19 protein-coding genes are annotated in these 25176 nt (G+C 66.5%); 8 read left to right on the top strand and 11 right to left on the bottom strand.

The genetic code is table 11. The annotated features are described in order from the left end of the window. Positions 1-30: 30 nt before the first annotated feature. Positions 31-2058, bottom strand: a complete 2028-nt coding sequence (locus AB8808_RS12085) for a hypothetical protein (RefSeq protein ID WP_369929680.1) — start codon at positions 2056-2058, stop codon at positions 31-33. Between the two features lie 324 nt (positions 2059-2382). Between AB8808_RS12085 and AB8808_RS12080 the strand changes: the two genes are divergently transcribed. Further along, a complete protein-coding gene (locus tag AB8808_RS12080) occupies positions 2383-4971 on the top strand; it encodes an autotransporter family protein (protein WP_369929679.1) in 2589 nt (862 codons plus the stop codon). A 67-nt stretch (positions 4972-5038) separates the two neighbouring features. On the opposite strand, the gene AB8808_RS12075 is transcribed toward AB8808_RS12080, so the two are convergent. Together AB8808_RS12075 and AB8808_RS12070 are read right to left on the bottom strand one after the other, a co-directional pair. Further along, the gene (locus AB8808_RS12075; protein WP_369929677.1) at positions 5039-5275 is read right to left on the bottom strand and encodes a hypothetical protein; all 237 of its coding nucleotides are present in this window, start codon (positions 5273-5275) and stop codon (positions 5039-5041) included. A gap of 358 nt (positions 5276-5633) precedes the next feature. Then, complete coding sequence (locus tag AB8808_RS12070; protein ID WP_369929676.1) at positions 5634-6362, bottom strand: hypothetical protein; 729 nt, start codon at positions 6360-6362, stop codon at positions 5634-5636. Between the two features lie 112 nt (positions 6363-6474). Between AB8808_RS12070 and AB8808_RS12065 the strand changes: the two genes are divergently transcribed. Continuing rightward, positions 6475-7158: a J domain-containing protein gene (locus tag AB8808_RS12065; protein ID WP_369929674.1), complete on the top strand. Its 684-nt coding sequence runs from the start codon at positions 6475-6477 to the stop codon at positions 7156-7158. Positions 7159-7174: 16 nt separating this feature from the next. Here the strand turns inward: AB8808_RS12065 and AB8808_RS12060 are convergent, their stop codons facing one another. From AB8808_RS12060 to tviB, 4 genes are all read right to left on the bottom strand, one after another. Further along, the gene (locus AB8808_RS12060) at positions 7175-8575 is read right to left on the bottom strand and encodes a TIGR03013 family XrtA/PEP-CTERM system glycosyltransferase (RefSeq protein WP_369929672.1); all 1401 of its coding nucleotides are present in this window, start codon (positions 8573-8575) and stop codon (positions 7175-7177) included. A 117-nt stretch (positions 8576-8692) separates the two neighbouring features. Further along, positions 8693-10366 (bottom strand): GMC oxidoreductase, encoded by a 1674-nt coding sequence (locus AB8808_RS12055; protein WP_369929670.1) that lies wholly within the window; start codon positions 10364-10366, stop codon positions 8693-8695. A 48-nt stretch (positions 10367-10414) separates the two neighbouring features. Next, a complete protein-coding gene (locus tag AB8808_RS12050) occupies positions 10415-11425 on the bottom strand; it encodes an NAD-dependent epimerase (protein WP_369929668.1) in 1011 nt (336 codons plus the stop codon). Next, the gene (tviB, locus tag AB8808_RS12045; RefSeq protein ID WP_369931252.1) at positions 11422-12690 is read right to left on the bottom strand and encodes a Vi polysaccharide biosynthesis UDP-N-acetylglucosamine C-6 dehydrogenase TviB; all 1269 of its coding nucleotides are present in this window, start codon (positions 12688-12690) and stop codon (positions 11422-11424) included. The genes AB8808_RS12050 and tviB overlap by 4 nt, the downstream gene beginning before the upstream one ends. 356 nt (positions 12691-13046) lie before the next feature. Here tviB and AB8808_RS12040 point away from each other — a divergent pair, with 356 nt between their 5' ends. From AB8808_RS12040 to AB8808_RS12030, 3 genes are all read left to right on the top strand, one after another. Continuing rightward, a complete protein-coding gene (locus tag AB8808_RS12040; protein WP_369929666.1) occupies positions 13047-13697 on the top strand; it encodes a response regulator in 651 nt (216 codons plus the stop codon). Next, a complete protein-coding gene (locus AB8808_RS12035; protein WP_369929664.1) occupies positions 13694-16027 on the top strand; it encodes an ATP-binding protein in 2334 nt (777 codons plus the stop codon). Before AB8808_RS12040 ends, AB8808_RS12035 begins: the two co-directional genes overlap by 4 nt. Positions 16028-16351: 324 nt before the next feature. Further along, positions 16352-17227, top strand: a complete 876-nt coding sequence (locus AB8808_RS12030) for an aldo/keto reductase (RefSeq protein WP_369929662.1) — start codon at positions 16352-16354, stop codon at positions 17225-17227. Positions 17228-17465: 238 nt separating this feature from the next. On the opposite strand, the gene AB8808_RS12025 is transcribed toward AB8808_RS12030, so the two are convergent. Continuing rightward, positions 17466-18761, bottom strand: a complete 1296-nt coding sequence (locus AB8808_RS12025; protein WP_369929661.1) for an NAD(P)/FAD-dependent oxidoreductase — start codon at positions 18759-18761, stop codon at positions 17466-17468. 188 nt (positions 18762-18949) lie between these two features. Here AB8808_RS12025 and argS point away from each other — a divergent pair, with 188 nt between their 5' ends. The 3 genes from argS to AB8808_RS12010 all read left to right on the top strand — a co-directional run bounded on the left by argS (position 18950) and on the right by AB8808_RS12010 (position 22262). Continuing rightward, positions 18950-20710: an arginine--tRNA ligase gene (gene argS, locus AB8808_RS12020; RefSeq protein WP_369929659.1), complete on the top strand. Its 1761-nt coding sequence runs from the start codon at positions 18950-18952 to the stop codon at positions 20708-20710. 111 nt (positions 20711-20821) lie between these two features. Next, positions 20822-21592 carry a cyclic nucleotide-binding domain-containing protein gene (locus tag AB8808_RS12015; RefSeq protein WP_369929658.1) on the top strand — a complete coding sequence of 257 codons (771 nt, stop codon included), beginning with the start codon at positions 20822-20824 and terminating at the stop codon, positions 21590-21592. A gap of 52 nt (positions 21593-21644) precedes the next feature. Continuing rightward, entirely contained in the window at positions 21645-22262 is a 618-nt protein-coding gene (locus AB8808_RS12010; RefSeq protein WP_369929656.1) for an OmpW/AlkL family protein, read from the top strand. Between the two features lie 25 nt (positions 22263-22287). On the opposite strand, the gene AB8808_RS12005 is transcribed toward AB8808_RS12010, so the two are convergent. The 3 genes from AB8808_RS12005 to AB8808_RS11995 are packed head-to-tail and all read right to left on the bottom strand — an operon-like array spanning position 22288 to position 25174. Further along, positions 22288-23859: a chemotaxis protein CheW gene (locus tag AB8808_RS12005; RefSeq protein ID WP_369929655.1), complete on the bottom strand. Its 1572-nt coding sequence runs from the start codon at positions 23857-23859 to the stop codon at positions 22288-22290. Between the two features lie 11 nt (positions 23860-23870). After that, positions 23871-24344, bottom strand: a complete 474-nt coding sequence (locus AB8808_RS12000) for a chemotaxis protein CheD (RefSeq protein WP_369929653.1) — start codon at positions 24342-24344, stop codon at positions 23871-23873. After that, the gene (locus AB8808_RS11995) at positions 24341-25174 is read right to left on the bottom strand and encodes a CheR family methyltransferase (RefSeq protein ID WP_369929651.1); all 834 of its coding nucleotides are present in this window, start codon (positions 25172-25174) and stop codon (positions 24341-24343) included. Before AB8808_RS11995 ends, AB8808_RS12000 begins: the two co-directional genes overlap by 4 nt. Positions 25175-25176 lie beyond the last annotated feature (2 nt).

Here is a 25176-nt window from a genome sequence, read left to right as displayed (position 1 = left end):
GGTGTCCGTGCCCCCTTCGTAACACCCGGATCAGTCGCCCCGTGGATCGATATCCACCAGGAGCACATCTGATGTCACCGGGCGGCCCGGTGTCGCTACGCCCTCTATCGTATATAGGAAGTGCGCATGCAAGGCCTGCGTCGGCAAGTCGTAGCGCATTAATTCGACTTCGGTGAAATGAACGATGACGAGATTCCCTGCATCGACGACGGTGACTACCTTCGACACGTCCCGCGGGTATGTCGGTTGCCTGTCAGCCTCGTGCCCAGTAGCATAGAACGACCGGAATAGGTTCATCCTCACGGTGATCTTATCCCCGACCTTCTGGTTCGTATAAGCGTTGATAAAGAAGTCGGTGCCGTCCTTTCCCTGCAACTTTCCCAGCAGCAACCGATCTGGCTTTGATGGGTCCGTCCCCACCGCTTCGGGAACGCTCCCGGCGGGAAGCGTCCCGCCGCCCGGGAGTTCGTCCTTGCCGCTGACCATGACCATCGTCGTTGGGGACACGGACGTATTCGTCCCGCCATTGGCAAGTTCGCGAGCCACCCGATAAGCGAGATTGACGTTGCCGGAGCCGACGGTTCCGATCGTTTCGGCCGGCACGACGATGTAGATATCCGCCGCCGGTTCCTCATCGATAACATAGGGATCGAGGCTCTGCCCTCCATAAATCACGGTAATGATATCCCCGACCGCGAAGGCGGCAGTGCGGTCGGTGAGCGTAAAACTTACGGAAACCCTCGCATCCTGGTCGAAATCGTCCGGTGGAATCTGGTTCTCCTGGTCACTTGCGCTCGTCAAGGTCGGAGCGACAAAATTCTCGTTTTCGGGTGTTTCCGGCTCGGGGTCTACGCCGCCGGCCTGATAGAGGTTGACTTCGACCGTGGCCGGGATCGCTGGTGTGCCCGCAACGATGCCGTCCCGAACGACGCGGTAGTTGACCTCTACGGGGCTGCGCGTGTCTGTTCCACCGCTGGCGTCGCTCCATTCGGCGCTTATCGCTGCGTATGGGACACCGATCACTGCCACGGGATCGTCGCTCGGGTTCGTGACGGTTACCGGGCCGACTTCCGCGCTGCCCCAGAGCACGAAGATCTTGTCGCCTGCGAGGATGGCTGAATTAACAGGAATCTGCACCTCGACGCCACCGTCAGCCCGGGCATCCGCTTCGTCGATCAGCTTGCCGACAGGATCCGCTTCGTTGTCGTCGTCGTAAGCGGGCACGATCGGCGTCGCCAGATCGTCGATCGCTCCTTTGAGGAGTACGGCTAGTTCGACGGCTGCAGACGGCAGCGATACGTTGCCCGCCCGGTCCTTCACCTTATAGAGGAAACTGAGTTTTCCATCGCCGACGTCCTGGATGAACTCGCGCATGAAGCGCAACTCGATGTTGGTGTCGGTGTCGCCGACAATGATGGCTACCTCTTCTTCCTGCGAGTTTACGATACCGATGATGACATCACCCGGCGCCAGACCCTGGTAGCTGGGAACGCTGGCCGCCAGGTATTCACGCCCTTCCTCGTCCGTTTCAAGCACCTCCGGTGTTACACCGTTTTGCTTCACCTCCTCTTCGAATTCAAGTGTGCCCAGGAAGGGCAGGCCGGGGGCGGTGTAATCGATAATGAAGGTCTGGTTGGACGGGCCGTATTCGTGCTCGCCACTTCCGGACACGAAAACGGCGATGTAGTTGATCGTCACGACGCCTTCGGGTACCGACGCTCTTGCTTCGGCGGAGAGTTCGATGGTGATGCTATCGACCAATTCTGTGATGACGACGGGTTCGCCGACCAATTCGCCGTTCAGCAAGAGCTGAATGGTGTCGTCGAAGTCGACGTTGTCCGGAAGGGCGAGCGTGAGCTTGATCGGTGCGTCCTTCGTGCTCGCCAGCAGGAGATTGTCCGGCACGCCGTCGGGGGGCGTGGGGGCGAGCACCGCCGGATCGAAGATAAGTGGCTCTGTGTAAACGAACGGCGTCGCGAGCGCGGACGTCGTGATGGCGTTTGCGGCTTTTGGCCGCTGGCGGACGGCGGCAAATCGCCGGGTAATGGAACCATCCATGGTCAACTCCTTGCGTGATGGCGCGCAGGTCGCGCGTCGGTGGGATACGCATACAAGGCTAGGCCTGATTAGCGCGTTGTCCCATAGGACGAACGTTGTAGGTTTCGTGCGCGAAAAAAATGAAATGTATTTAAATACAGTTGGTTATGTTCATTTTTTCCGAAACGACGCTGCGATTGTGGCGCGACGCGGCTTGTGCCTTCGGACCCATGGCGTTAACCGTAGATATCAAGACGCGGGTGATTTTAGGACAGTGCCGCATGGCGGATGAAGCGCGTGCCCGCTGAACATATGGCGATTCGTTTACCTTGAGGCAAAAACCGCATGCGTATGTCGCAGCTCCACCTGTTCAGGGCGCCCTTGTGGATTGCCATCATCGGCGTGCTGGCGCCTGCAGGCGCGCGGGGCGGCGATCTCGGGGCGGGGCAATCCAGGACCGTCGCGGCCGGAGAGATACCCGATTCATGGACACTGCACGACGGTGCCATGCTGATCCTGGAACCGCAATCGAGAGCCCTCGGCATTGTCGCCTACGGTTCCGCCACCGCCGTGCGCATCGATCGCGCAACGGTCGAAACGGCCAACATGGCCCTCGTATTCGGCAACGGCGCCACGGGCACGATTACGGGCGCGCGTATCGTCAGCACCGGCGATCGTGGTCTGTCGACCATTAACAACGTTGCCCAGAGGGATTCGGGAAACATCTCATCGGTCAACGTCGACGACAGCACCATCATCGGCAGTTCATACGGCGCCAGCATTTCCGCCGCGGCTACACTGACCTTGCGCGGCACCGAAGTCCAGGGCGTGGGCGCGGCGGGCGTGGGCGTGGGTTTGTTCAACGGCAATGCACTGATCCAGGCCGGCTCGGACATCAAGGGTCAGGTCAACGGCGTGCGTGTACGTCAGGACGAACGCGGACAAGCAGGACTCCCGTCGGTGCGTTTCCTCGCTATCGATGGCGCGCGGGTCGAGGGGCTGACCGGCAGCGGGGTTGCCCTGGACACCCTTCGTAATGGCACGACCGAAGCTGTCGTCACGATTGCCAACGGCAGCGAGATCATCGGCGGTAACGGCGTGGCGATCGACCTGGCTGCCAGCACGACGGCCGACGTGACCGTGGATGCCAGCGCACTGCGTGGCGACGTGCGTGCGGTCGGCGACGGCTCGGCCATCGTGCGCCTGACGGGTGGCTCCGTGCTCGACGGTGCCGTTTCCGGTGACATCGACCTGGCCGTCGCTTCGCGGTCCACGTGGAACCTGTCCACCGATTCGTCGGTGAGTGCACTCGACCTTTCCGAGGGCAACATCGCGTTCGCGCCGGCAGCGGCAGGCATGCACCGGCGCCTCGACGTGCGCGGCAACCTCGCAGGCAGCGGCGGCGTGGTCGGGTTGAACGTGGAGCTCAACGCCGGCGGTCCGCTTGCCTCGCAGGCAACCGATCGCTTGCTCATCGAAGGCGATGTCACCACGTCGGGGCCCACCACGCTCGTTGTGACGCCCACCGGCACGGGAGCGCTCACGGACATCAACCAGAACGGTATCGCGGACGCCGGCGAGGGCATTTCCCTGGTGCAGGTCGCCGGCACCTCGCGCGCCGATGCGTTCGTGCTGAGAGGGGGGTATGTGGCGGCCGGCCCGTTCCAGTACACCCTGCATGCCTTCGGCCCGGGACAGACCGATCCGTCGCAGAACGTGCTGGCATCCGGGCCGTTGAACTGGGATTACAGGCTTGGCAGTCATTACGTATGCGAGCGTGATTGCGGTCCGGTGGATCCGCCGGTGGATCCGCCCGTCGAGCCGCCCGTCGATCCGGGCGGTCCCGGTAACCCGGGCGATCCCGGCAACCCCGCCGACCCTGGCAACCCGATCGATCCCGGCAATCCGGGTGATCCTGGGAATCCCGGCGGCCCGGACGAGCCCGGCGTTCCGCCTCCCCCGGTCGAGCGCCTTGCCGTGGTGCCGCAGGTGCCGTCGTATCTTTCAGCGCCAGCCGCGTTGCTCAGTTACGGCGACATGCTGAACGACGGGTTGCACCAGCGCCTGGGCGACTTGCGCGAGGGCGCGGCCAGCGGTGCGATGGGCGGCGAGGTGTTCGTACGCTATCTGGGCGGGCAAGCACGCTATAACTCCAACCTTCCGTTCCAGCACTACGGTTACGACTTCGACCAGCAGGTCAATGCGTTGCAGTTGGGCGGAAGCCTGATCGCGCTGGATGGCGATAACGGCACGCTGCGTGCCGGCTGGGCGGCCGACCAGGGCACGACCCGGGTGACGCCCCATGCGGTGGACGGCAACAGTTCCGCCAGGTATCGCGCCAACGGCGTAGCGGGCTGGGTCACCTGGCAGCACGGGGATGGCTTCTGGGTGGATGGCGTGGTGGGCGCGACGCGCTACCGTGGCGACGTGGGTACCGACCTGCGCGGCGCCGACGTGGGCCGTATTCGCGCCCACGGCTGGACCATGTCGGTCGAGGCCGGTCTTCCCATCGCGCTGGGCGGTGACTGGACGGTAGAACCGCGCTTCCGGTTGCAGCAGCAGCAACTGACTTTCCGTGATTTCCGCGACGGCGATGGACTCGATGTACGCTTGGGTACCGCCCGGCAGGGCAGCGCCACCCTGGGCGGCCGCGTGACTCGTACCGCACAGCCGTTGTTCATGCCGTATGCAAGCCTCGACCTGACACACACCCGCAACGGCGATCCGCGCGTGGACGTGTCCAGCGACGCCTGGGGCATCGCGGAACGCTTCCGCTCGGGTCGCGCAGGCAATGCCTATCGTGTGGCAGCTGGTGCGGTCAGTCAGCTCGGCGAGTACGTGCAGCTGTACGGCGAAGGCAACTACCAGCACTTCGTCGGCAGCTACGGCATGCGCGGCTGGGCCGGCAACGTGGGTATCCGGGTAAGCTTCTAGGCGGGCGCGCTAGCGGTCCTGGGACATGTTCGCGGCCGCGGGCATGTCCCGCTTGGTGGCGGCTTTTTCAGGCCACGCGACGGACACGGATATCGGTGATGCCGAAATCGTCGCCCGTACCGGTTTTCCGCTCGTTGGCGATGTCGATCCTCAGTGTGGTATTCGACGCCACGATTCGCCCCGGCCCGATCGTGACCACGCCATTGAGCGTTACCGAACGAATGATCGGCTGTCCGTCGGCGTAAACCGAAACGATGGCCGAGTTGTTCCTGGCTCGATGCGATCGGCCTCGGTCGGCGAACATGGGCTCGATACCTCCGGGCCGCAGAGCGAACCGCGTGGCTTCCGCCACGTCCTTCGTGACATCGGGCGCTGTGCCTCCGGTCTTTGTGCGACATCCGTGTCGCCAGCGCCGACGTGCTCCCTGCACGGTCCTTGTCACGTACGCTTCGCTGCGGCTCGGCGGCATCGAGAGTTCAGGCTATCTGCCTGTTCCGGATAAGAAAATAATCCCTTGGTTGTAGGTGTGGACGTCCATTTCCGGACGCGACTCCAGGCGATTCGCCGATGCTGCGGACACCGCGGCCGAGTGGAGGTTGCGGCATAGCGCGTTGTGGTCGCGGTGCCGTTTTTGACTGTCCGGTTCCGGACGGTGGCGTGGACTACTGCACCGCGATCAACCACAACGCCGCGCCCTGTACCGGTGCCACCGTCCAGTGGATACGGTAGGTACCTGCAGCGGTGACCTGTCGCCACGCGACCGCACCCTGCACGCCGCTTTCGTCGGGCAACTGCACAAATGCGTCGATCAGCGTGAAGCCGTCGCCCGGGCTGACACGCATGCGCTTGACGCCGCCATCCCCCCACCAGAACGCCAGCAGCGTGGCCGGGCCGTCGACGGTCACCGTGCCACTGGCGACCTGCAACGCGTCGCCCGCGTAGGTTCGCGCCACCGATGCCACATGCGATGCATGGCGCACTTCGATGAAGGGCAGGGAGAGTTCGCCCTTTGCCTCGCCGCGTTTTTCGATCGAGACGCTATGTGCCGGGCCACCCTTGCCGTCGTTCGCGACATAGGCGCGCGCGGTGAAGCGATCGCCGTAGTTCGCATAGGTCTGCGGTTGCCCCAACGGCAACCATCGATTGCCGTAGGTGTCGTGTGGCGGACCGTCGTTACTGGCGTATCCCGCGTTGAACACGAGGAAGAGGCTGCCATCGGGCTGCGTATCCACGGGGGGCGTGGTCGCGGGCGTGACGCCCAGGCCTTCGCCCTGGGCCAGGAACACGTGCGCACCGAGGGAAGGGGCTGGACGATCGTCGGCATGCAGGCGACCGACACATGCCACCAGCAACGCGGCAACCCGGAAGGTATAACGACAGGTCGATGTCATGGCGGTGCTCCCAAAAGTCATACTTGTCACATGGGCGCGGCTGCGCCACGCTGCCTCTTGCGTACCGCCTGCCTGACATCCGTCGCGCGCGACGCCTCGAGGGGAATGGCACGTGGCGGATGAAACCGACTTCGTCGACCTGTACGCGCGGCTGCAATTGCAGCCGGGCTGCACGTTGGCCGAATTCAAGCAGGCCTATCGGCGGCACGTGGCGCAATGGCATCCGGACCGCCGGCGCGAAGGCCACGCGGATGCCCTCGCCACGCGGCGCATGCAACGGCTCACCCGCCAGTACGCCGCCGCCATGGCGTTTCACCGGCGGCATGGCCGCCTGCCGGGCGCGCCGCTGCCGGCACGTGGCGCGGTTGCCGTGCCCGAGCCGCTTGCCATCGTCGCGGACGGTGTGCCTGAAGCCACGGTGACGGTCGCCGCGGAGTCCTTGCCCACGCGCACGCTGGGCGCGCGCTGGTGGCTGTCGATCGGTCTGGTCGGTGTGGCGGTGATGACGTGGTCGCTGATGCCGGCGGCCGAGGTGTCCGACCGCGACAACGAAACGGTCGGGCCCTATCACCCGGCGCCACGTGGGGATGTGCCCTTGAATACGCGCGTACCCGACCTGGCGCTGGGCATGGACGAGGACCAGGTGCTGGCCATCGAGGGCGAGCCGGACCGGCGCATCGACGACCGCTGGGAGTACGGGCCATCGTGGTTGAGCTTCGATCGCCATCGGCTGAGCGACTGGTACAGCTCGCCGCTGCACGGCCTGCATGTGTCGTCGCCTCGTCCCCATCGGTGACGCCCCGGGCCGGCGCTCAGCGCGCGCCACGGCCGAACAGCACCACTTCCACGGTCTCGATCAGGATCACCATGTCCAGAAAGAGGTTGTGGTTCTTCACGTAGAACAGGTCGTATTTCAGTTTCTCGGCGGCATCTTCTTCCGAGGCACCATAGGGGTAACTCAGCTGGGCCCATCCGGCCAGGCCGGGCTTGATGCTGTGGCGCAGGCTGTAATAGCGGATCTTGGTTTCCAGGTCCGACACGAACTGCGGTCGCTCCGGTCGCGGGCCGACGATGCTCATGTCGCCGCGCACCACGTTCCACAGCTGCGGCAGTTCGTCGAAGCGTAGCTTGCGGCAGATGCGCCCCACCCGGGTGATCCGGTCGTCGTTGCTCAGGGCCCAACGCGCCACGCCGTCGATCTCGGCATCCGTACGCATGCTGCGGAACTTGTACAGCCAGAAGGGGTGGCCGTTCTCGCCCACGCGCTCCTGCCGATAGAACACCGGCTGCCCGCGTCCCGATTCCAGGCGGATGGCCAGGGCCACGCCGAGCATGATCGGCCAGAACAACGCGGCGATGGTCAGCGACGCGCCGATGTCGAAGGCCCGCTTGACGAACAGCGCCAGCGGCGAGGCATTGAAGCCGCCGGAAAACACCAGCCACGAGGGGTCCAGCATGGTCAGCTGCACGCGGCCCGCCTCGCGCTCGACGAATGTGGTGAGGTCGGTGATCTTCACGCCCAGCTGGCGACAGGCGAGCAGGTCGTCCATCGGCAGGCCGCCGCGGCGGTCGTCCACGCCGACGACGATTTCATCCAGTGCCAGGCGTCGTGCACAGGCCACCAGCGTTTCGCTGGGGTCCAGCAGCAGATCGGCCGGCACCAGCACCGTCTCGTTCGCGCCGCGCACGTAGCCGAGCAGGGAGAAGCCGCGGCGATCCGAACGCCGGCGCATGCGGGTGTGGATCTGCGCGGCGCGCTGTCCCGCGCCGAGCACGATCACCCGTCGCTTCAGGGCCTCCAGTTCCACCAGCCGCATGAACAGCGCGCGGAAGGCGGCGGTGGCGACCATGCCGATGACCAGCGCCATGCCCAGCACGCCGCGTCCCACGTAGGCCTGCGGAATGACGTAGTAGCCGACCACCAGCGCCAGGCCGCCGAAGACGAACGCGATGACATGGCGTGCCATCTGGCCGCGCCAGCTCATGCGCAGCGTGGATCGGTATTCGCCCAGGGCGGCCATGCCCAGGAAGATGACCAGGGCGAACATCACCGCGCGCATGGTCAGCGTCTGCGTCGAGGCGGCCAGGTCGTCGGGTGACGGCGCGAAACGGATATAGGTGGCGACGTTGAGCGATGCGGCGAGCAGGAGCAGTTCGCAACAGGCCATCAGGGTCAGCCAGCGCACGATCGGCTGGCGGAGCAAACGCATCATGGTAGTCCCCTCGCATGTCGTACATCGACGTGCCGATGAGCGAAGGCTAGGCATGCGGCGACCGGGTGTCGATTGCACTTCCGGTCATCGTGCGGCTAGGCCGTATGGCCGTCCGCGTCAGCCCAGGCCGCCGGATTCGCAGGCCTGCAACAGGATGCGCAGCCGGTCGGCCAGGCGCAGGCTGAGCGCGATGAGCGTGAAGGTGGGAAACGCCCAGCCGCCCGTGGGGAACACCGAGCTGCCGGCCACATGCAGGTTGCCGACGCCGAACACCTTGCCGGCCGGATCGACCACGCCCTGTGATGGGTCGCTCGCCATGCGCGTGGTGCCCATGTGGTGCGCCGTGCCGTGTACCTCCACGGGCAAATCGGCATCGACGGCCCACGGTGCCGGCTCGAAGCGGCCTTCGCAGGCTGCGGCCAGGCGATCGCCGGTGAGCAAGGTGAGCGTCCGGTAGGTATGTCGATCCAGGTCGGTCAGGCGCCAGTCCACCCGGACGCGCCGCAGGCCCAGCGCGTCGCGGCTGGCGTCGAGGGTGATCCGGCTGTCGCGGTTGGGGGCCTGTTCGAAGAAGCCGACCAGGGCGACGCGTTCGCTGCGCACGACGGGACGATCGCCGGCCTTCTGCACGAGCGCCTTCACCACGTCGCCGAAGTGCAGGCCCAGGCGCAGCGCATTGAGCGCCGCATGGGACCGGGGGACCAGCGCGCCGCGTCCCGGGCCGTTCAGCAGCGCGGCGTTGAGCCGTGCTTCCAGTCGGGTGCCTTCGTCGCGCACGGGCTTCCTCAACGAGGCGCGCAGGTCGCGCAGGGCCTTGATGCCGCTTGGCACCTCACCCTCGATCGCGAAGGGATGGACGCGTCCGTTGAGGGTACGATGGCGGGCCTGGGCGGTGGTCGACACGCCGATCTCCGCCGACAGCGGCGCGCGCTGCTTGCCGATGTTGCGTTCGTAGGGACGGGACAGCCGGTCGACATGCGCCGACCGGACCGTGCCGAGCGTACCGCTGGGATGGTCCATGAAGTAGCGACCGACCAGGTCGTTCGCGTTGCCCAGGCCGCCGGGTGCCACGCTGTCGGAAAGCAGCAGGATGCGCGCGTTCTCGATGCCACCCGCGGCAAGCACGTAGTGCCGTGCGCGGACACGGCCGCGACGCCCGTCGAGCGAGCCGATGCGTGCCTCGGTGACATGGCTGGCAGTGTCGTTGGAGCGCAGTTCAAGCAGGTTGGCATGCAGCAGCACGGTGACGTTGGCGGCGTGGCCCAGGATGTCGCGGTAGGCGTCGCCGAACAGCACCGGGCTGCGTGCGAAGACATAGTTGGTCATCACCTCGGGATCGAGGTCGAGCGGCTTGCGCGGCGGCGGTCCGTCGAAGGTGCCGTCGGTGAAACCGTGGGCGGGGTCGATCCGGCAGAACTCACGCGCTTTTTCGTACCAAGGCGCCAACTCTTCATGGCGCAGCGGCCAGCCGCTGTCGGGCACCCAGTCGCGCGGCGTCATGTCGCTGTCGCCCAGCGGAATGCAGCCGCCACCCCATAGCGTGCAGCTGCCGCCGAACACGCGCATGCGCGAGCCGGCCGTATCGAAGGGCACGTCGCCCGATGCGCTGCCCTCGTAGAGGGCCTGGCTGCGTTCCTCGCCACGCGTACCGCCGCCCTCGACGAGACAGACGGTGACCGATGAGCCGATGAACGACCGTGCGATGGCGATGCCCGCGGCGCCGGCACCGATGATGCACAGGTCCGCATGCAGGTCGGTGGGTGCCGACGGATCGAGGTAATCGAGGATCACGGCACATCTCCAGGGTAAGGCGTCGCGGGGTGGTCGTGGCGGCCCGCTTCAGGCGTGGTAGTAGCCGCGGTACCAGTCGACGAACTGCCGCACGCCGGTGCGCACGTCCACCCCGGGGGCGTAACCGGTGGCGTGGACCAGGGCCGAGATGTCCGCCTCGGTGTCCGGCACGTCGCCGGCCTGCAGGGGGAGCATTTCCATGTGCGCCTTGCGATCGAGGCAGTCCTCGAGCACGTGGATGTACTGCAGCAGCGCCACGGGTGTTTCGTTGCCGATGTTGTAGATGCGGTAGGGCGCCACGCCACTGCTGCCCGTCTCCGGACGGTCGCCGGACCATTGCGGATCGCGCAGGGGCGGGCGGTCCAGCGTGCGTAGCACGCCTTCCACGATGTCGTCGACGTAGGTGAAGCTGCGCGTATGCCGCCCGTGGTTGAACACCCGGATCGGCTCGCCGGCCAGGATCGCCCGCGTGAACAGGAACAACGCCATGTCCGGGCGGCCCCAGGGGCCGTACACGGTGAAGAAGCGCAGGCCGGTGCAGGGCAGGTCGTAGAGGTGCGCGTAACTGTGCGCCATCTGCTCGTTGGCTTTCTTCGACGCCGCGTACAGCGTCAGCGGATGCTCGGTGGGCTGCCGTTCCGAGAACGGCATGTGGGTATCCGCACCGTAGACCGAACTGGTGGAGGCGAAGACCAGGTGATCCACGCCGTGGTGGCGGCAGCCTTCCAGCACATGGAGGAAACCGGTGACGTTGCTGGAGACGTAGATATGCGGGTGCGTGGCGGCGTGGCGAACGCCGGCCTGCGCGGCCAGGTGCACCACGCGTTGCGGCCGGTACGTGGCGAACACCGCTTCCATCGCCGTGCGGTCGGAGAGGTCTGCGTGCACGTGCGTATAGCGCGGATGGTCGCCGAAGCGGGCCAGTCGCGCCTTCTTCAGCTCCACGTCGTAGTAGTCGGACAGGTTGTCCAGGCCGATCACCTCGTCGCCACGGGCAAGCAGGCGCATGGCCACGTGCGAGCCGATGAAGCCCGCCGTGCCGGTCACCAGCACTTTCACAGGCGGCCGTCCACCGCATCGCGCGGCAACACGTATTTCACGTCGTAGACCACGCAGTCGGTCTTGCCGAAGGCGCGGATGCCTTCCACGCCCCATGCGACGAATTCGCGATGGGCCACCGCTACCACGACGGCGTCGTAGCTGCCGTGCGCGGGGACCTCCACCGGCACGATGTCGTACTCGTGGCGCGCTTCGTCGGCACGCACCCAGGGATCGTGCACGTCCACGTCCACGCCGTAGCCCGCCAGCCCGGCCACGATATCGACCACGCGGGTGTTGCGCAGGTCCGGGCAATTCTCCTTGAACGCCAGGCCGAGGATCAGCACGCGTGCGTGCACGGGATTGATGCCCTTGCGCACCATCAGGCGGATGACTTCGCCGGCGATGTACGGGCCCATGCCGTCGTTGGTGCGGCGCCCGGCCAGGATCACGTCCGGATGGTGGCCGACCTGCTGTGCCTTGTGGGTGAGGTAGTAGGGATCGACGCTGATGCAGTGACCACCGACCAGCCCGGGTCGGAACGGCAGGAAATTCCACTTCGTGCCGGCGGCTTCGAGCACGTCCAGGGTGTCGATGCCCAGCCGGTTGAAGAGAATGGCGAGGTCGTTGACCAGGGCGATGTTGAGGTCGCGCTGCGTGTTCTCGATGACCTTGGCCGCCTCGGCCACCTTCAGCGAAGGAGCACGGTGCGTGCCGGCGGCGATCACCGACCGGTAGAGCGCATCCACCGTATCGGCGGTGGCCGGTGTCGATCCCGACGTGACCTTGAGAATATCGGTCACCCGGTGGGTCTTGTCGCCGGGATTGATTCGCTCGGGGCTGTAGCCGACGAAGAAATCCTCGTTGAACACGAGGCCGGACACCGTCGCGAGGATCGGAACGCATACTTCCTCGGTACAGCCGGGATAGACGGTGGATTCATAGACCACGATGTCGCCGCGCTTGAGCACCTTGCCCAGGCACTCGCTGGCCATGCGCAGCGGGTGCAGGTCCGGCCTGCGCGCGTCGTCGATCGGCGTGGGCACCGTCACGATGTAGATGGTGCAGTCGGCCAGGTCGCCCGGTGCGTCGGAAAACCGCAGCCGTTTCGCGGTAGCCAGTTCATCGGCGTCCACTTCCCGCGTGCTGTCGTGGCCTGCGCGGAGCTCGTCGATGCGTCGGGACTGGATGTCGAATCCAAGGGTTGCGTAGCGCTTGCCGAATTCCACGGCGAGCGGCAGGCCGACGTAGCCCAGGCCGATGACGCCGATGCGGGCGTTTTCCAGGCGTTGGTCGATCGACGACGTGGCATCGGCGACAGGTCGTGTATCGCACGACGGATCGCCCGCGGCGGCATCGGCCCGCGTTCGGCTTGCGGTGTCCATGTAAGTGTCCATCCCCGTGCGTGGCCCGAAAAACCCCGGAACGGGGGCGACGAAAGGTTAGCAACGCACCCCCGGCTTGCCTGTATGGCTTACGTGGGTGGACGAATGGCCGATGCCGTCAGGCTGAACGAATCGCTAGCGCGGTACCGATAACGGTGTGAAGCAAGCGTTTACAAGGCACGGTCACCGCGATATCTTGCCCCTGGTCCCATCGATAGCCGGTGGGCATATGACTACCGCACCCATCTGGTCCACTCATGTCCGCGCGAAGCTATCTGGGCTCAGTGCGCGTGGCCTTGCTGGACGACCATGCGCTCGTCCTCAAAGGGCTGGCCGCGCAACTGGAGACGTCCCCCTCCATCGCCATCCTCGGCAGCTTTTCGAGCAGTCGGCCTTTCCGTGCGTTGCTGGCGGAGCAACCGGTCGACGTCGTGCTGATCGACTACTCGCTCGCCTTCGACGACATCGACGGCGTGGCACTGATTCGTCTGCTGCGCGCCGGCTATCCACGGATGAAGATCCTCGTGGTGTCCGCGCATGACGAGGGCCTGGTGGTACACAGCCTGCTGCAGGCCGGCGCCGATGGCTTCGTCGCCAAGAGCCAGGACCCGGGCGTACTGGTGCAGGCCATCGACGCGGTGATGACCAACCGCGTGTACCTGCCACCGCGGCGGGCGGGCGGCACCGCCGAGGCCAGCCTGGTCAAGCTGTCGCCGCGCGAGTGGGAAGTGGTGCGCTGCCTGCTGGAGGGCATGAAGGTGTCGCAGATCGCCGAGAAGTTCGGGCGCAGCATGAAGACCATCAGCGCGCAGAAATCCGCGGCGTTCCGCAAGCTCGACATCAAATCCGACAACGCGCTGTACAAGATGGAAGATTACATCCGCGCCCTGGGTACCGATCCCCCATGATGCGGCGGATCGCATGGACCCTCGCCGGCTGCCTGTGTGCGGTGCTGGCGATCGCACAGGACGTGCCCGATGCCGAAGCGCAGCGTCGCTGGGTCGGTGCGCATCCCGTGCTGCGCATCGCGCTCGATCCCCAGCTTCGCGCCGACGTCGGTGTCGGCAACGCCAATCCGCTGGTCACCGGATACCTCGCCCTGTCGGCGCGCCAGGCGGGCATGCGCTTCGAAACGGTGCGTACCGCGTCGTGGGCGGAGTCGGTCGCCGCCTTCAAGGCGCACCGGGTCGACGTGCTGCCGTCCACTTCCGATCGTCTGCTCACCGCCGACCTCGGCACCTCCGCGCTGCTTTCCTCGCCGTTCTATGTCGGCCGCACGCTGATCGTCACACGGACGGTGGGGCCGGCCACGATGGATCTGTGGCACCTGCAGGGGCGCACGGTGGCGTTCAAGGGCGGTGGCCAGTACGAGGCCTGGCTGCAACGCGAGCATCCGTCGATCACGCGGCTTCCGCTGGCGGACATCCACCAGATCCTGGCGGCGGTGGAGAGCGGCATCGCGGACGCGGCCATCGGTATCGACGTGGCCTACTACCCCATCGTCCGGCGTGACTACGCGCAGAGCCTGCGCGTAGCGGGCACGGTTCCGGAGATGGCGGTGTCGGTGCGCGTGGCCGTGCAGCGCGACCAGCCGGTGCTGTTGTCGATCCTGGAACAGAGCATGCGCGGCCTGTCCACGGCCGACAACGAGGCGGTGATCGAGCGCTGGCTGGAGACCGCCTACCTGCGCGCGCCGACGTGGTCGCAGGTGCTGGCCACCTATCGCGTCGAAATAGGCCTGGGTGCCGCCCTGGTCGCGGCGCTGGTGTTCGCGCTGTGGCAGCTGCGCCGGGCCCAGCTGGCATCGCGGCGTGGCGAGCAGCAGAAGACGATGCTGCTGGCGGTGATGAGCCACGAGGTGCGCAATGCCGTCAACGCGGTCACCTCGTCCATCGACCTGATGGCGCGCCAGCCGCAGGACGGTCCCCAGCGCGACCTGCTGGCCATCGCGCAGGTCAGCAGCCGCAACCTGCAGAACCTGCTCAAGAGCGCACTGGATTACACCCGCTCCGAGGTCGAAGGCTTCACCCCCGATCCGGTGCCCTGCGACGTACAGGCCGTGGCGCGCGAGGCCATTGCCTCGCAGCGGCTGGCGATCGAGGCCAAGGGCCTGGAAGTGCGGCTGGACATGCCGATGGGTCCGCTGCCCTGGCTGCTGGTCGACGAGGTGCGCGTGCGACAGCTGCTGGAAAACCTGTTCGCCAACGCCGTGAAATTCACCGAGCGCGGGCATGTCGGCATCGCGCTGTGGCAGGGTGCCGGCGACGACCCCGACGGGGTACGCCGCCTGGTCATCGAGGTGTTCGACACCGGTATCGGCGTGTCGTCGAGTCGCCAGCGGCAGCTGTTCGTGCCGTTCGCGCAGGCGCGCGGACGCCTCGACGTGCGCCTGGGCGGTACCGGGCTCGGCCTGGCGATTTGCCGCGACATCGCCACCCACCTCGGTGGGCGCCTGGCGTTCAACAGCGAAGCCGGCGTGGGTACCTCCGTGCGTGTCGAACTGCCGACCAGCCTGGTGCCCACCACGACACCCGTACCCGCGACCGCCGCGAGCGACGAGCGCCTGCCCGAACGGGCCGGCGGCGTCGTGCTGCTGGTGGAGGACCACCCCGCCAACCGGCAGATCATCGCGGCGCAGCTGAAGTTCCTCGGCTACGCCACGGAGGCCGTGGATCACGGGCAGGCCGCCATCGATACGTTCGTGCCCGGCCGCTTCACCGGGGTGTTGCTCGACTGCGAACTGCCCGACATGCAGGGCTACGATATCGCCGCCGAACTGCGCGCCCGCGAGATCGAGGCGGGCGTGGCGCCGACGCGCTTCGTCGCCATCTCGGCCAACCAGGGCGTGGAACACGTGCGGCGATGCGCGCAGAGCGGCATCGACACCGTGCTCGGCAAGCCGCTTTCGCTGGACGCGCTGACCGCGGCGCTGGCGACTCCGGTGCGAACGCCGGTGGAGCACGGCAATGACACCCCGGCTGCCGCCGAGGCCCTGCATGCCACCTTCCGCCGCGAAACCCGCCACGACCTCGTCGCCGTTCGGGAGGCCCTGGCCGACGGCGACCTGCCGCTTGCGCGGCATCACGTGCACCGCGCGCGGGGCGCGGCGCTCGTGTGCGGCGTGGAGGCGATCGTGACGCTGGCCGGCGAGCTGGAAGACATCCTCGATGCCGGCGGCGATGCCGACGAGGCGCAGCCGGTGATCGAGGCGATGGTGCGGCACCTGCGCGAGGGGTGAGCCCTCGCGAAAAAAGGTCCGGTAGGAGCCCACGATGTGGGCGAACCCTCAACCCCCACCCACCGAATGAAGCCATGCAAAGCATCATGCCTGCGTTTCCATACGTCGAACGAAGCGGCCCCTAAAGCTTTTATCGCTTAAAGCAGTCCAAGGCCCCGCCCTGAAACGTCCGGAAACGCCCACCCGTGCAGAACGAGCTGCCTCATTCGCCATGGTTACGTCGAGGATTCGCCCACATCGTGGGCTCCTGCATGCCCTTTAAACGCCCCCTGGCGTACCCATGTCTGCTTTCGCGTTCCTCGTCCTCATGCAAGGAGTCATACGATGGCAAGCGTTCAAGCAAGCGCAAGCGGCACGTTCAGGATCGGCGGTGACCTCGAGGTCAACCGCCTCGGTTTCGGTGCCATGCGCATCACCGGCAAGGGCATCTGGGGCGAGCCTGCCGATGCGGCCAAGGCGAAGGCCACGCTGGCCCGGCTTCCGGAACTGGGCGTCAACCTGATCGACACGGCGGACAGCTATGGTCCTTACGTCAGCGAGGACCTGATCCGCGAAGTGCTGCATCCATACAAGGGACTGGTGATCGCGACCAAGGGCGGCCTGACGCGCCATGGCCCCGACGTGTGGCCCCCGTTGGGCCGGCCGGAATACCTGCGCCAGTGCGTGCTGATGAGCCTGCGCCGCCTGGGTGTGGAGCGTATCGACCTGTGGCAGCTGCATCGCATCGACGCCAAGGTGCCTCGCGACGAGCAGTTCGGCGTGATCCGCGACATGCAGAACGAAGGCCTCATCCGCCACGTCGGGCTGTCGGAGGTCAACGTCGAGGAGATCGAAGCGGCCGCGCCGTTCTTCAAAGTGGCCACCGTGCAGAACCTCTACAACCTGGGCAACCGCAAGAGCGAAGCCGTGCTCGTCCATGCGGAGAAGCACGGCATCGGCTTCATCCCCTGGTATCCGCTGGCGGCGGGCGAACTGGCGAAGGAAGGCTCGGTGCTGTCGAAGATCGCGCAGAAGCTAGGCGCCACGACTGGCCAGGTCGCCATCGCGTGGTTGCTGAAGCGTTCGCCCGTCATGCTGCCGATCCCCGGCACCGGCGACCCGGTTCACCTCGAGGAAAACGTCAAGGGCGCGGCGCTGGACCTCTCACAGGCCGACTTCGAAGCCCTCGAACACGCCGTGAAAACGCCGGACACGCCGTAAGCGGATCGCTTCACCCGCGATGGTTGCGTCGAGGGTTCGCCCACATCGTGGGCTCCTACAGCCGCGTCGCCGTGTAGGAGCGCACGATGTGCGCGATCACGAGAACGCGAAGGTGCGATAAACGCCATGTAGGAGCGCACGATGTGCGCGATCACGAGAACGCGAAGGTGCGATAAACGCCATGTAGGAGCGCACGATGTGCGCGATGTGCGCGACCACGAAAACATCGCAACATACATCAATGCAGCTTCACCGGAGGCAGCGTGGTATTGCGTAACCAATCGGCCAACCACAATGCCGTGGCGCGTGGCCACCCGTGCAGCGTGGCGCGGTGCATCTGTTGCAGCAACACATAGGCCATCTTCGCCAGCCAGCCGCGCATGGGAATGACCGAGGTGCGGCCCGAGGGCAGTTCACCGGTGGCCTGGCGTACACCCAGCGAGACCAGCGTGCCCTTGGCGTGGTACGCGAACGGGGAGGGCACGCCGCCGCGTGCGACGGTCGCCAGCGCTTTCGCAAGATAATTCGCCTGCTGGTGTGCGGCCTGTGCGGTCGGCGGCACGCTGCGCTGGTCGGTCGTCGTGGCGTAGGCGCAGTCGCCCATGGCGTAGATACCCTCGATACCCTTCGCCGCCAACCGCTCGTCGACGACGATGCGCTTGTCGCGCGACAGCTCGAAGTGGCCCAGGCGCTCGACCATGTCCTGTCCGGTGACGCCCGCGGCCCAGACGCGGATATCGCAGGGCACCACGCTGCCGTCGGACAGATGAAATCCATCGGCCTCCACAGCACTCACGCCCACGCCCAGCCGCAACGTGACATGCATGCCCTCCAGCACGCGTTGTGCGGACGCCGACGTATGCGGATCGACGGCGGGTAGCACCCGATCCGCCATGTCCATCAACGTGACATCCAGTTTCGAGGCGGAATCCAGGCCACCGTAACGATGCATGTCGTTGAACGCGTGGTGCAGTTCCGCCGCCAGTTCCACGCCGGTGGCGCCCGCGCCGACGATGCCGACCCGGATCCGTTTGTCCGGGTCGCCGGCGCTGCGCAGGGCGAGCGCGAGGATCTTCCGGCGCAGTGCGATCGCCTGCGCGGGACTGTCCAGCATGTCGCAGTGATCGAGCACGCCCGGGGTGCCGAAGTCGTTCACGCGGCTGCCGAAGGCCAGCACCAGCGTGTCGTAGCCCAGCGAGCGCGGCGGCAGGATCAGCTCGTCCGTGTTGGGCAGGTGCACCGCATCCAGGTCGATCGTGCGGCGCGCAGCATCCAGCCCACGCAGCGCGCCGGGCTCGAAGCGGTAGCCGTGGGCCTGGCCGTGGGCGAGGAACGGCACGGCTTCCTCGCCGTCGCCGAGCAGGCCGGCGGCCAGTTCGTGCAGGCGGGGCTTCCAGAAATGGCTGGCGTCGCGATCGACCAGGGCGACATCGAACCTGCGTTGTCTGCCGAGCCGCGTGGCCAGTTCGATACCGGCGGCGCCGCCGCCGACGATGACGACGCGGTGCGCGCCGGTCCGTGAGGTTGGGGTCATGGGAATGTCTCCGTAACAGGCTGCCCGCAGCTTACCGAGCGAATCGTTCTCGGCTTGCGAAGACACGCCCCGTCCTGTAAATAAAGCCGATGACCGCCTCCATCCTCCTGCGACGACGACCTGCCGGCTGATAGCCGCCTAGCCCGCGGCGCGCCTGCGCCGCGCGTCATCGTTGTTGGAGAACCCCGATGTGCCTGTCCCCCGCGGCGTCCGTCGACGCCCTGCTTTCCGTTGCCTTCGTTTCGCTGGATCTGCCCGCCACGCAGGCCCGGGCCGTACCGGCGAGCCGCCCCGAGCTCGGTGATTTCCAGTGCAACGGCGTGTTCTCGGCCGCTGCGGCGACGTGCCGTTCGCCCCGGGAGACGGCCGAAGCCCTGGCCGCCTTCCTGCGCGCGCATGCCATGTTCGACCAGGTGAGTGTCACCGGCGCCGGCTTCATCAACCTGCGTCTTGCCGACGCTTTCATCGCCGAACGCCTCGCCGCGATGGCCGCCGACCCGTGGCTCGGCGTGGCCGACGAGGGCAGGGGCCGTGAGGTGGTCCTCGATTTCGGCGGTCCCAACGTGGCCAAGCCGCTCCATGTCGGTCATCTGCGTTCGCTGGTGCTGGGCGAAAGCCTGCGCCGGATGCATGCGGCGCTGGGCTGGCGCACCCATGCGGATGCGCACCTGGGCGACTGGGGTTTGCAGATGGGCATGCTGAGTGCCGCGATCCGGCGGCTCGATCCGGGGTTGCCCTTCTTCCGTGCCGGCGCCACGGTGCCGTTCCCGTCGCAGGCGCCGGTCACGCTGGACGCCCTGGAGCGGCTTTACCCGGACGCCGCGGCGGCCTGCCGCAGCGATCCTGCGCGCATGGCCGAAGCCAGGGCCGACACCGCCGCGCTGCAGGCCGGCGACGCGGGCCTGCTGGCCCTGTGGCGGTCGTTACGCGCGCTCAGCCTCGCCGCGCAGGTTGCGGACTTCGCCGCGCTGGGCGTCCACTTCGACGCGCTGGACGGCGAGAGCGACGTGCGCGACGCCGTGGCGCCGCTGGTGCAGCGGCTGCTCGATGCGGGTGTGGCACACCCTAGCGAGGGTGCGGTGGTCGTGGATGTGGCACACGCCGACGATACCGTCGTGGTGCCCCCGTTGCTGCTGGCCAAGCGCGACGGTGCCGCGCTGTATGCCACCACCGACCTGGCCACGCTGGAGGTGCGGGCATCGCGCCCCGACCTGGCGCGCGTGGTCTACGTCGTCGACCAGCGGCAGGCGTTGCATTTCGAGCAGGTGTTTCGCGCCGCGCGCAAGGCGGGTATCGGCGACCACCTCGAACTGGTGCATGTCGGCTTCGGCACGGTCAACGGCACGGACGGCAAACCGTTCCGCACGCGCGACGGTGGCGTGGCCCGGCTGGCCGACCTGCTCGCCGCGGCGGTGACGCGCGCACGCGAGCGCCTGGACGCCGCAGGCTATGGTGCGCAAGGGAACGACGCACAGCGCGCGACGCTGGCCCGGCAGGTGGGTATCGCCGCCGTGCGTTTCGCCGACCTCTCCGGCGATCGCCTCTCGGGCTATGTCTTCGATACGCAGCGGATGGTCGCCTTCGAGGGGCGTACCGGCCCCTACCTGCAATACGCCTGCGTGCGCATGCGCTCGTTGCTTGCGCGCGCGCCCGATGCCGCGGGCGGATACGCCATGCCGGTGCTGGCGGCAGAGCGCGAGCTGGCGTTGGCCTGCCTGTCGTTCGGCGACACCGTGGCGGAAGCCTGCCGGACCTGCCAACCCGGCGTGCTGGCGGCCTTCACCCACGCCCTGGCGCAACGGTTCAGCCGGTTCTACGCGGACTGCCCGGTGCTGGCCGAGCCGGATGCGGCCACGCGCGCCTCGCGGCTGGCCTTGTGTGTCCTGACCGAGCGCGTGCTGGCACGCAGCCTCCACCTGCTGGGCATCGAGGTGCCGGCGCGCATGTAGTGTCGGTGGCGATAGTGGGACGGATCGCCGCAGGCGGCACGCACATCGCGTCCACGCGCACGTGGGCTGCTACCGTCCCGGCACGTCATGGCCGAGGAAGGACCTGCCGACATGCCCGATCCGTACCCGCTCGCGTCGCGCCACGGATGCGCCACGTGCGGACTGCACGACGTGTGCCTTCCCGCAGGCATCCGCGGCGAAGCGCTGGCACGCGTGGACCGCCTGACCCGCGACCGCCGCACCATATCGCGCGGCGAGACCCTGTTCCGCCAGGGCCAATCGTTCCATGCGCTGTACGTGCTGCGGTCTGGCGCCACGCGCAGCACGATCGCCGACGCTGAAGGCGCGCAGCAGGTGATCGGTTTCGGTCTGCCGGGCGATATCCTCGGCGTGGACGGCCTGCTCGACGACATGCACCGCACCGAAGCAGTCGCGCTGGAGCGCAGCACGGTGTGCGAGGTGCCGTTCGCGCGGATGGACGCCGTCTTCGTCGAGGTCCCGTCGCTGCACCGGCGCATGCTGCGTGTGCTGGGCAGCGAGGTGGCCGCCGACCAGGCGCATCTGGTCGCCATGGGCCGGCCATCGGCCATGGAGCGCGTGGCCTTGTTCCTCGACGGCTTGCTGGAACGACAACATCGTCTCTCGCGCCAGTCCGATTGCCTGCGCCTGCCCATGTCGCGCGCCGATATCGCCAGCTACCTCGGGCTGGCGGTGGAAACGGTCAGCCGCGCGCTGGGGCGCATGGAAGAGTCCGGCTGGCTGATCGCCAGCGGACGCACGCTGCGCATCCTGGACCGGGCCATGCTTGCCACGGGCAGACCGGCTTCGTTATCGGAGCAGAAATTGATCGGGATCAGTAACCGGCCGGCGCGTCGCGCCTAACCTGCCGGGGACGGCCGATCGTGGCCGAAGCCCGTGATCCAAGGAGTTTCCCATGCGTCATCCTATCTCTATCGCGCTCGCCGGCCTGGTCTGCCTGGCACCTATGACTGGCGCCATCGCGCAATCGGTCGACAACCCGTGGATCGTGCACGTCGGTGCGCACCGCGTCGACCCCACCTCCGACAACGGCCACCTGGCCGGCATGAAGGCGAGCGTCGGCAGCAGCACCCGGCCCACCTTCAGCATCGAATACCTGTTCACGCCGGCGTGGAGCGTGGAGCTGCTGGCGGCGCTGCCGTTCGAGCACGATGTGCGCCTGTCCGGCCAGCGCGCGGTCAGCGTGAAGCAGCTGCCGCCGGTGCTGGGCGTCAACTACCGCTTCCTCGTCGGACAACCGGTGTCCCCGTTCGTCGGCGTCGGCGTGAACTACACACGTTTCTACGACGCCAGCGGCCACAACGCGTTGCAGGGCGCCAACGTCGACCTGGACAGCAGCTGGGGCATCGCGTGGCACGGCGGCATCGACATCGCACTGGACCCGCGCTGGACGCTCACCGTGGATGCCCGCTACATGGACATCGACAGCCGGGTGAGGGTCGGCGGTGCGCGTGTGGGCACGGCGCACATCGATCCGTGGGTGTACGGCGTGAGCGCCGGTTACCGCTTCTGAGGGGAGCCGCTGTGCCCACGACACGTCATGCCATGGATGGCGTGGCATTCTCCGGAGCGTCTTCGGTTCCGGCCGTTGGTTCGTCGTTACCGGTCAACCGACGCATCAGCGACAGCGTGTCCACCAGCAGCACGGTCCCGTGCTCGGAGGATTCGACCACCTGATGCATGTCCTTCCTCAGTTCGGCATCCATGTGCGTCGCGACAAGGGAAGGCACGGTGATCTTCTCGGCCGGGTCGATGCTTATGATGCTCTCGACCGAATCGACCTCCAGACCATACGTGTGCCCCTCGTGCCGCACGACCAGGATCTTTCGCTGCTCCACATCCTGCATCGGTCCCATGCCGTAATGGCTGCGCAGGTCGATCACGGCGATCAGCGCCTTGCCGACGTTGAGTACGCCGCTCACATGGGCTGGCGTACCCGGGGGGCGGACCAGGGCATCGTGAGATTCGATGACCTCGCTGACTTCATCGATCCGGACCGCCATGAGCCGGTCCAGCCGGAACGTCAGCCAGGTCTCGCGGACCCGCTTGCGACGTATTTCGGTGCGACGTGTCTGGTCGTCGGCCACCAGGTACAGATCGTGGTGGCCCTTGGCGAGGTGCGCCAGGTGCGCGTCGGCGAACAGTGCGGCGGTGTCGATCATGATCAGGTCGTCGGCATCCGCACTCGCATCGGCATCGCGCCGGTTGATACAGCTGGTGAATACACCTGTCTGCCCCCGCATGGCCGGCATCGGCAGGAGCTCGCGATCCGTATAGCTGACGATGCTGTCGATGTTGTCGACCAGTAGCCCGAGGTAAAACGCGTCGTTGCGCAGCACGACCACACGGCGCGCATCCTCGAAGTCGGATACCTGGGGTGGGGTGGTCGCGCAGCTGTCCAGGCCGAGAAAGGCGGCAAGATCGAGCACCGGCACGGGGCGCCCGCGCAGATCGAGCCATCCGAGACACACGGCATCGGAAAGCACCGAATGTTCCAGTGTCGGCAGCCGGACGATCTCGTGAATGGCCTCCATGGGCAGCGCCATGGGGCGAGCGTCCACATGGAAGGAAATGGCCTTGCGAATCCTGTTGGCGGCGCGCTGCTCCCGTGCCTGCCGGGCAAGATGGGTGCTGACCGTCCGCGGTATGCCGGGAAGGTGAACCAGTGCCTCCGACGACAGCATCTGGACGATGCGATCGTCGAGGTGGAACGCACCCTCGATCAGGCTGGCTGCACCGTTGTCGCGCTGGAACGGCACGATCTGCGTTCCCGCCATGCGCAGCATGTCGCCGGTACGATCGAAACCTATACCGAGCAGCGCACCGTTCGACTCGATGACCGCGACGCGGCTTTCGCCTTGCTCGATGCTCACCGGAAGGCCCAGGTACCGACCCAGGTGCAACACCGGAATCATCATGCCCCTGAGCATGAACAGGCCGGCCACGTAGTCTGGCGCCATAGGCACGCGGGTGATGGCCTGGGGAAAGCCCACCACTTCCTGCAAGGTGTCGATGGGCAGCGCCAGTTCGAATTCACCCAGGTGGAACGTCCCGAACAGCTGCACGTCGTGACGGGCGTCGGGTGCGACATCAGGCAACGGATGGTGCATGGGAGGGGCCTTCAGAGGAAGCGGTCGAAAGTACGAACGGCGTAGTCTTGCGTGTCGCAGTGGATGCTGAGCTGGCGGCCGGCGTTGCCACCGATCTCCGTGTGGATGATGCGGATGCCCGCCTCGTCCAGCAGTTTCTGAGCCATCCGGGTGTTGTGCTCGCCGATGCTTCCGTGCGTGGCAGGTTGTATTTGCTTCATCATGTACGCGCCTCCGGCGACAACGGCGACCAGTTGCGGGTAATCCCGCGGTGTCGCGTCCATCAAGCCCAGCAGGGAAGGGATGGCATCGGTCACGTACTTCGCGGAAGGGCCTTCCGAGGCAATCACGGACTCCGGCAGCAGGCAATGGGCCAGGGCCGAGATGCCCCGCTGCCGCCACAGGATACCGATCCCCACACACGAGCCCAACGTACTACGCAGAACCTTCGCGCCACTACCGGCCCGCACTTCGCACATGCCCACGTAGACGTCCTGGGCGGTCATTCCGGCGGTTTCGCATTTCGATAGATGAGTGGTTGTTGATAAGTGAATCCCGTTCCGATCCGATGGAGCGACTCCGACTCGCCGATCACCAGCACCGCGTCGGAATTCATCGAATGCCGCACGTTTTCCACGACGGCTTCCTGTCCCGCCTCGTCGAAATAGATCAACACGTTGCGCAGCAGCACCAGGTCGAAGCGGGTGGGCTCGGGCCAGTGCCGGTAAAGATTGTGCTGGCGGAAGGTGATGTGGTTCCTCAATGAAGGCACCACGCGTAACGCATCCGCGCTGCGTTCGAAGTACTTTTTCGCCATCTCGGGCCGGTTCTTGTTCAGTCCTTCCGCGTTCCGGCCGGCGTAGATTCCAGCTACACCGACATTGAGCACGCCCTGGGCGATATCGGTGCCCAGGATGCGGTAAAGAAAATCCCGGTGCGTTCGCTGGAACTCCTCGGCCAGCATGGCCAGAGAGTAGGCCTCCTCGCCGGTGGACGCCGCGGCCGACCAGATGTTCATCGTTCCGCCGGCGTTCGCCTTGTACCAGTTCGGGAAGAAGTCGTCGGCGAGATACTGCCAGATGCGCGGTGTGCGGAAGAACGAGGTCTCGTTGGTCGTGACTAGGTCGATGAAGCGCGCCACTTCCTGCTTTGAACTCTCCAGCACGGTGAGGTAGTCGTCATAGCCGGGCAGGTCGAGCTCCTGCAGGCGCCGACGAAGGCGTCCATGCAGAAGCGTCCACTTGCGCTCGGCCATCACGATGCCCGTATGCCTCCGTACCTGGGCAAACAGGGCCTCACGGGTAGCGGAACCGACGATGGCTTCGGTATCGAACATGG

The organism is Xanthomonas sp. NCPPB 2632 (assembly GCF_041228075.2).
Classification (GTDB): Bacteria; Pseudomonadota; Gammaproteobacteria; order Xanthomonadales; family Rhodanobacteraceae; genus Luteibacter.
This window is presented reverse-complemented; position numbering and strand designations above follow the sequence as displayed.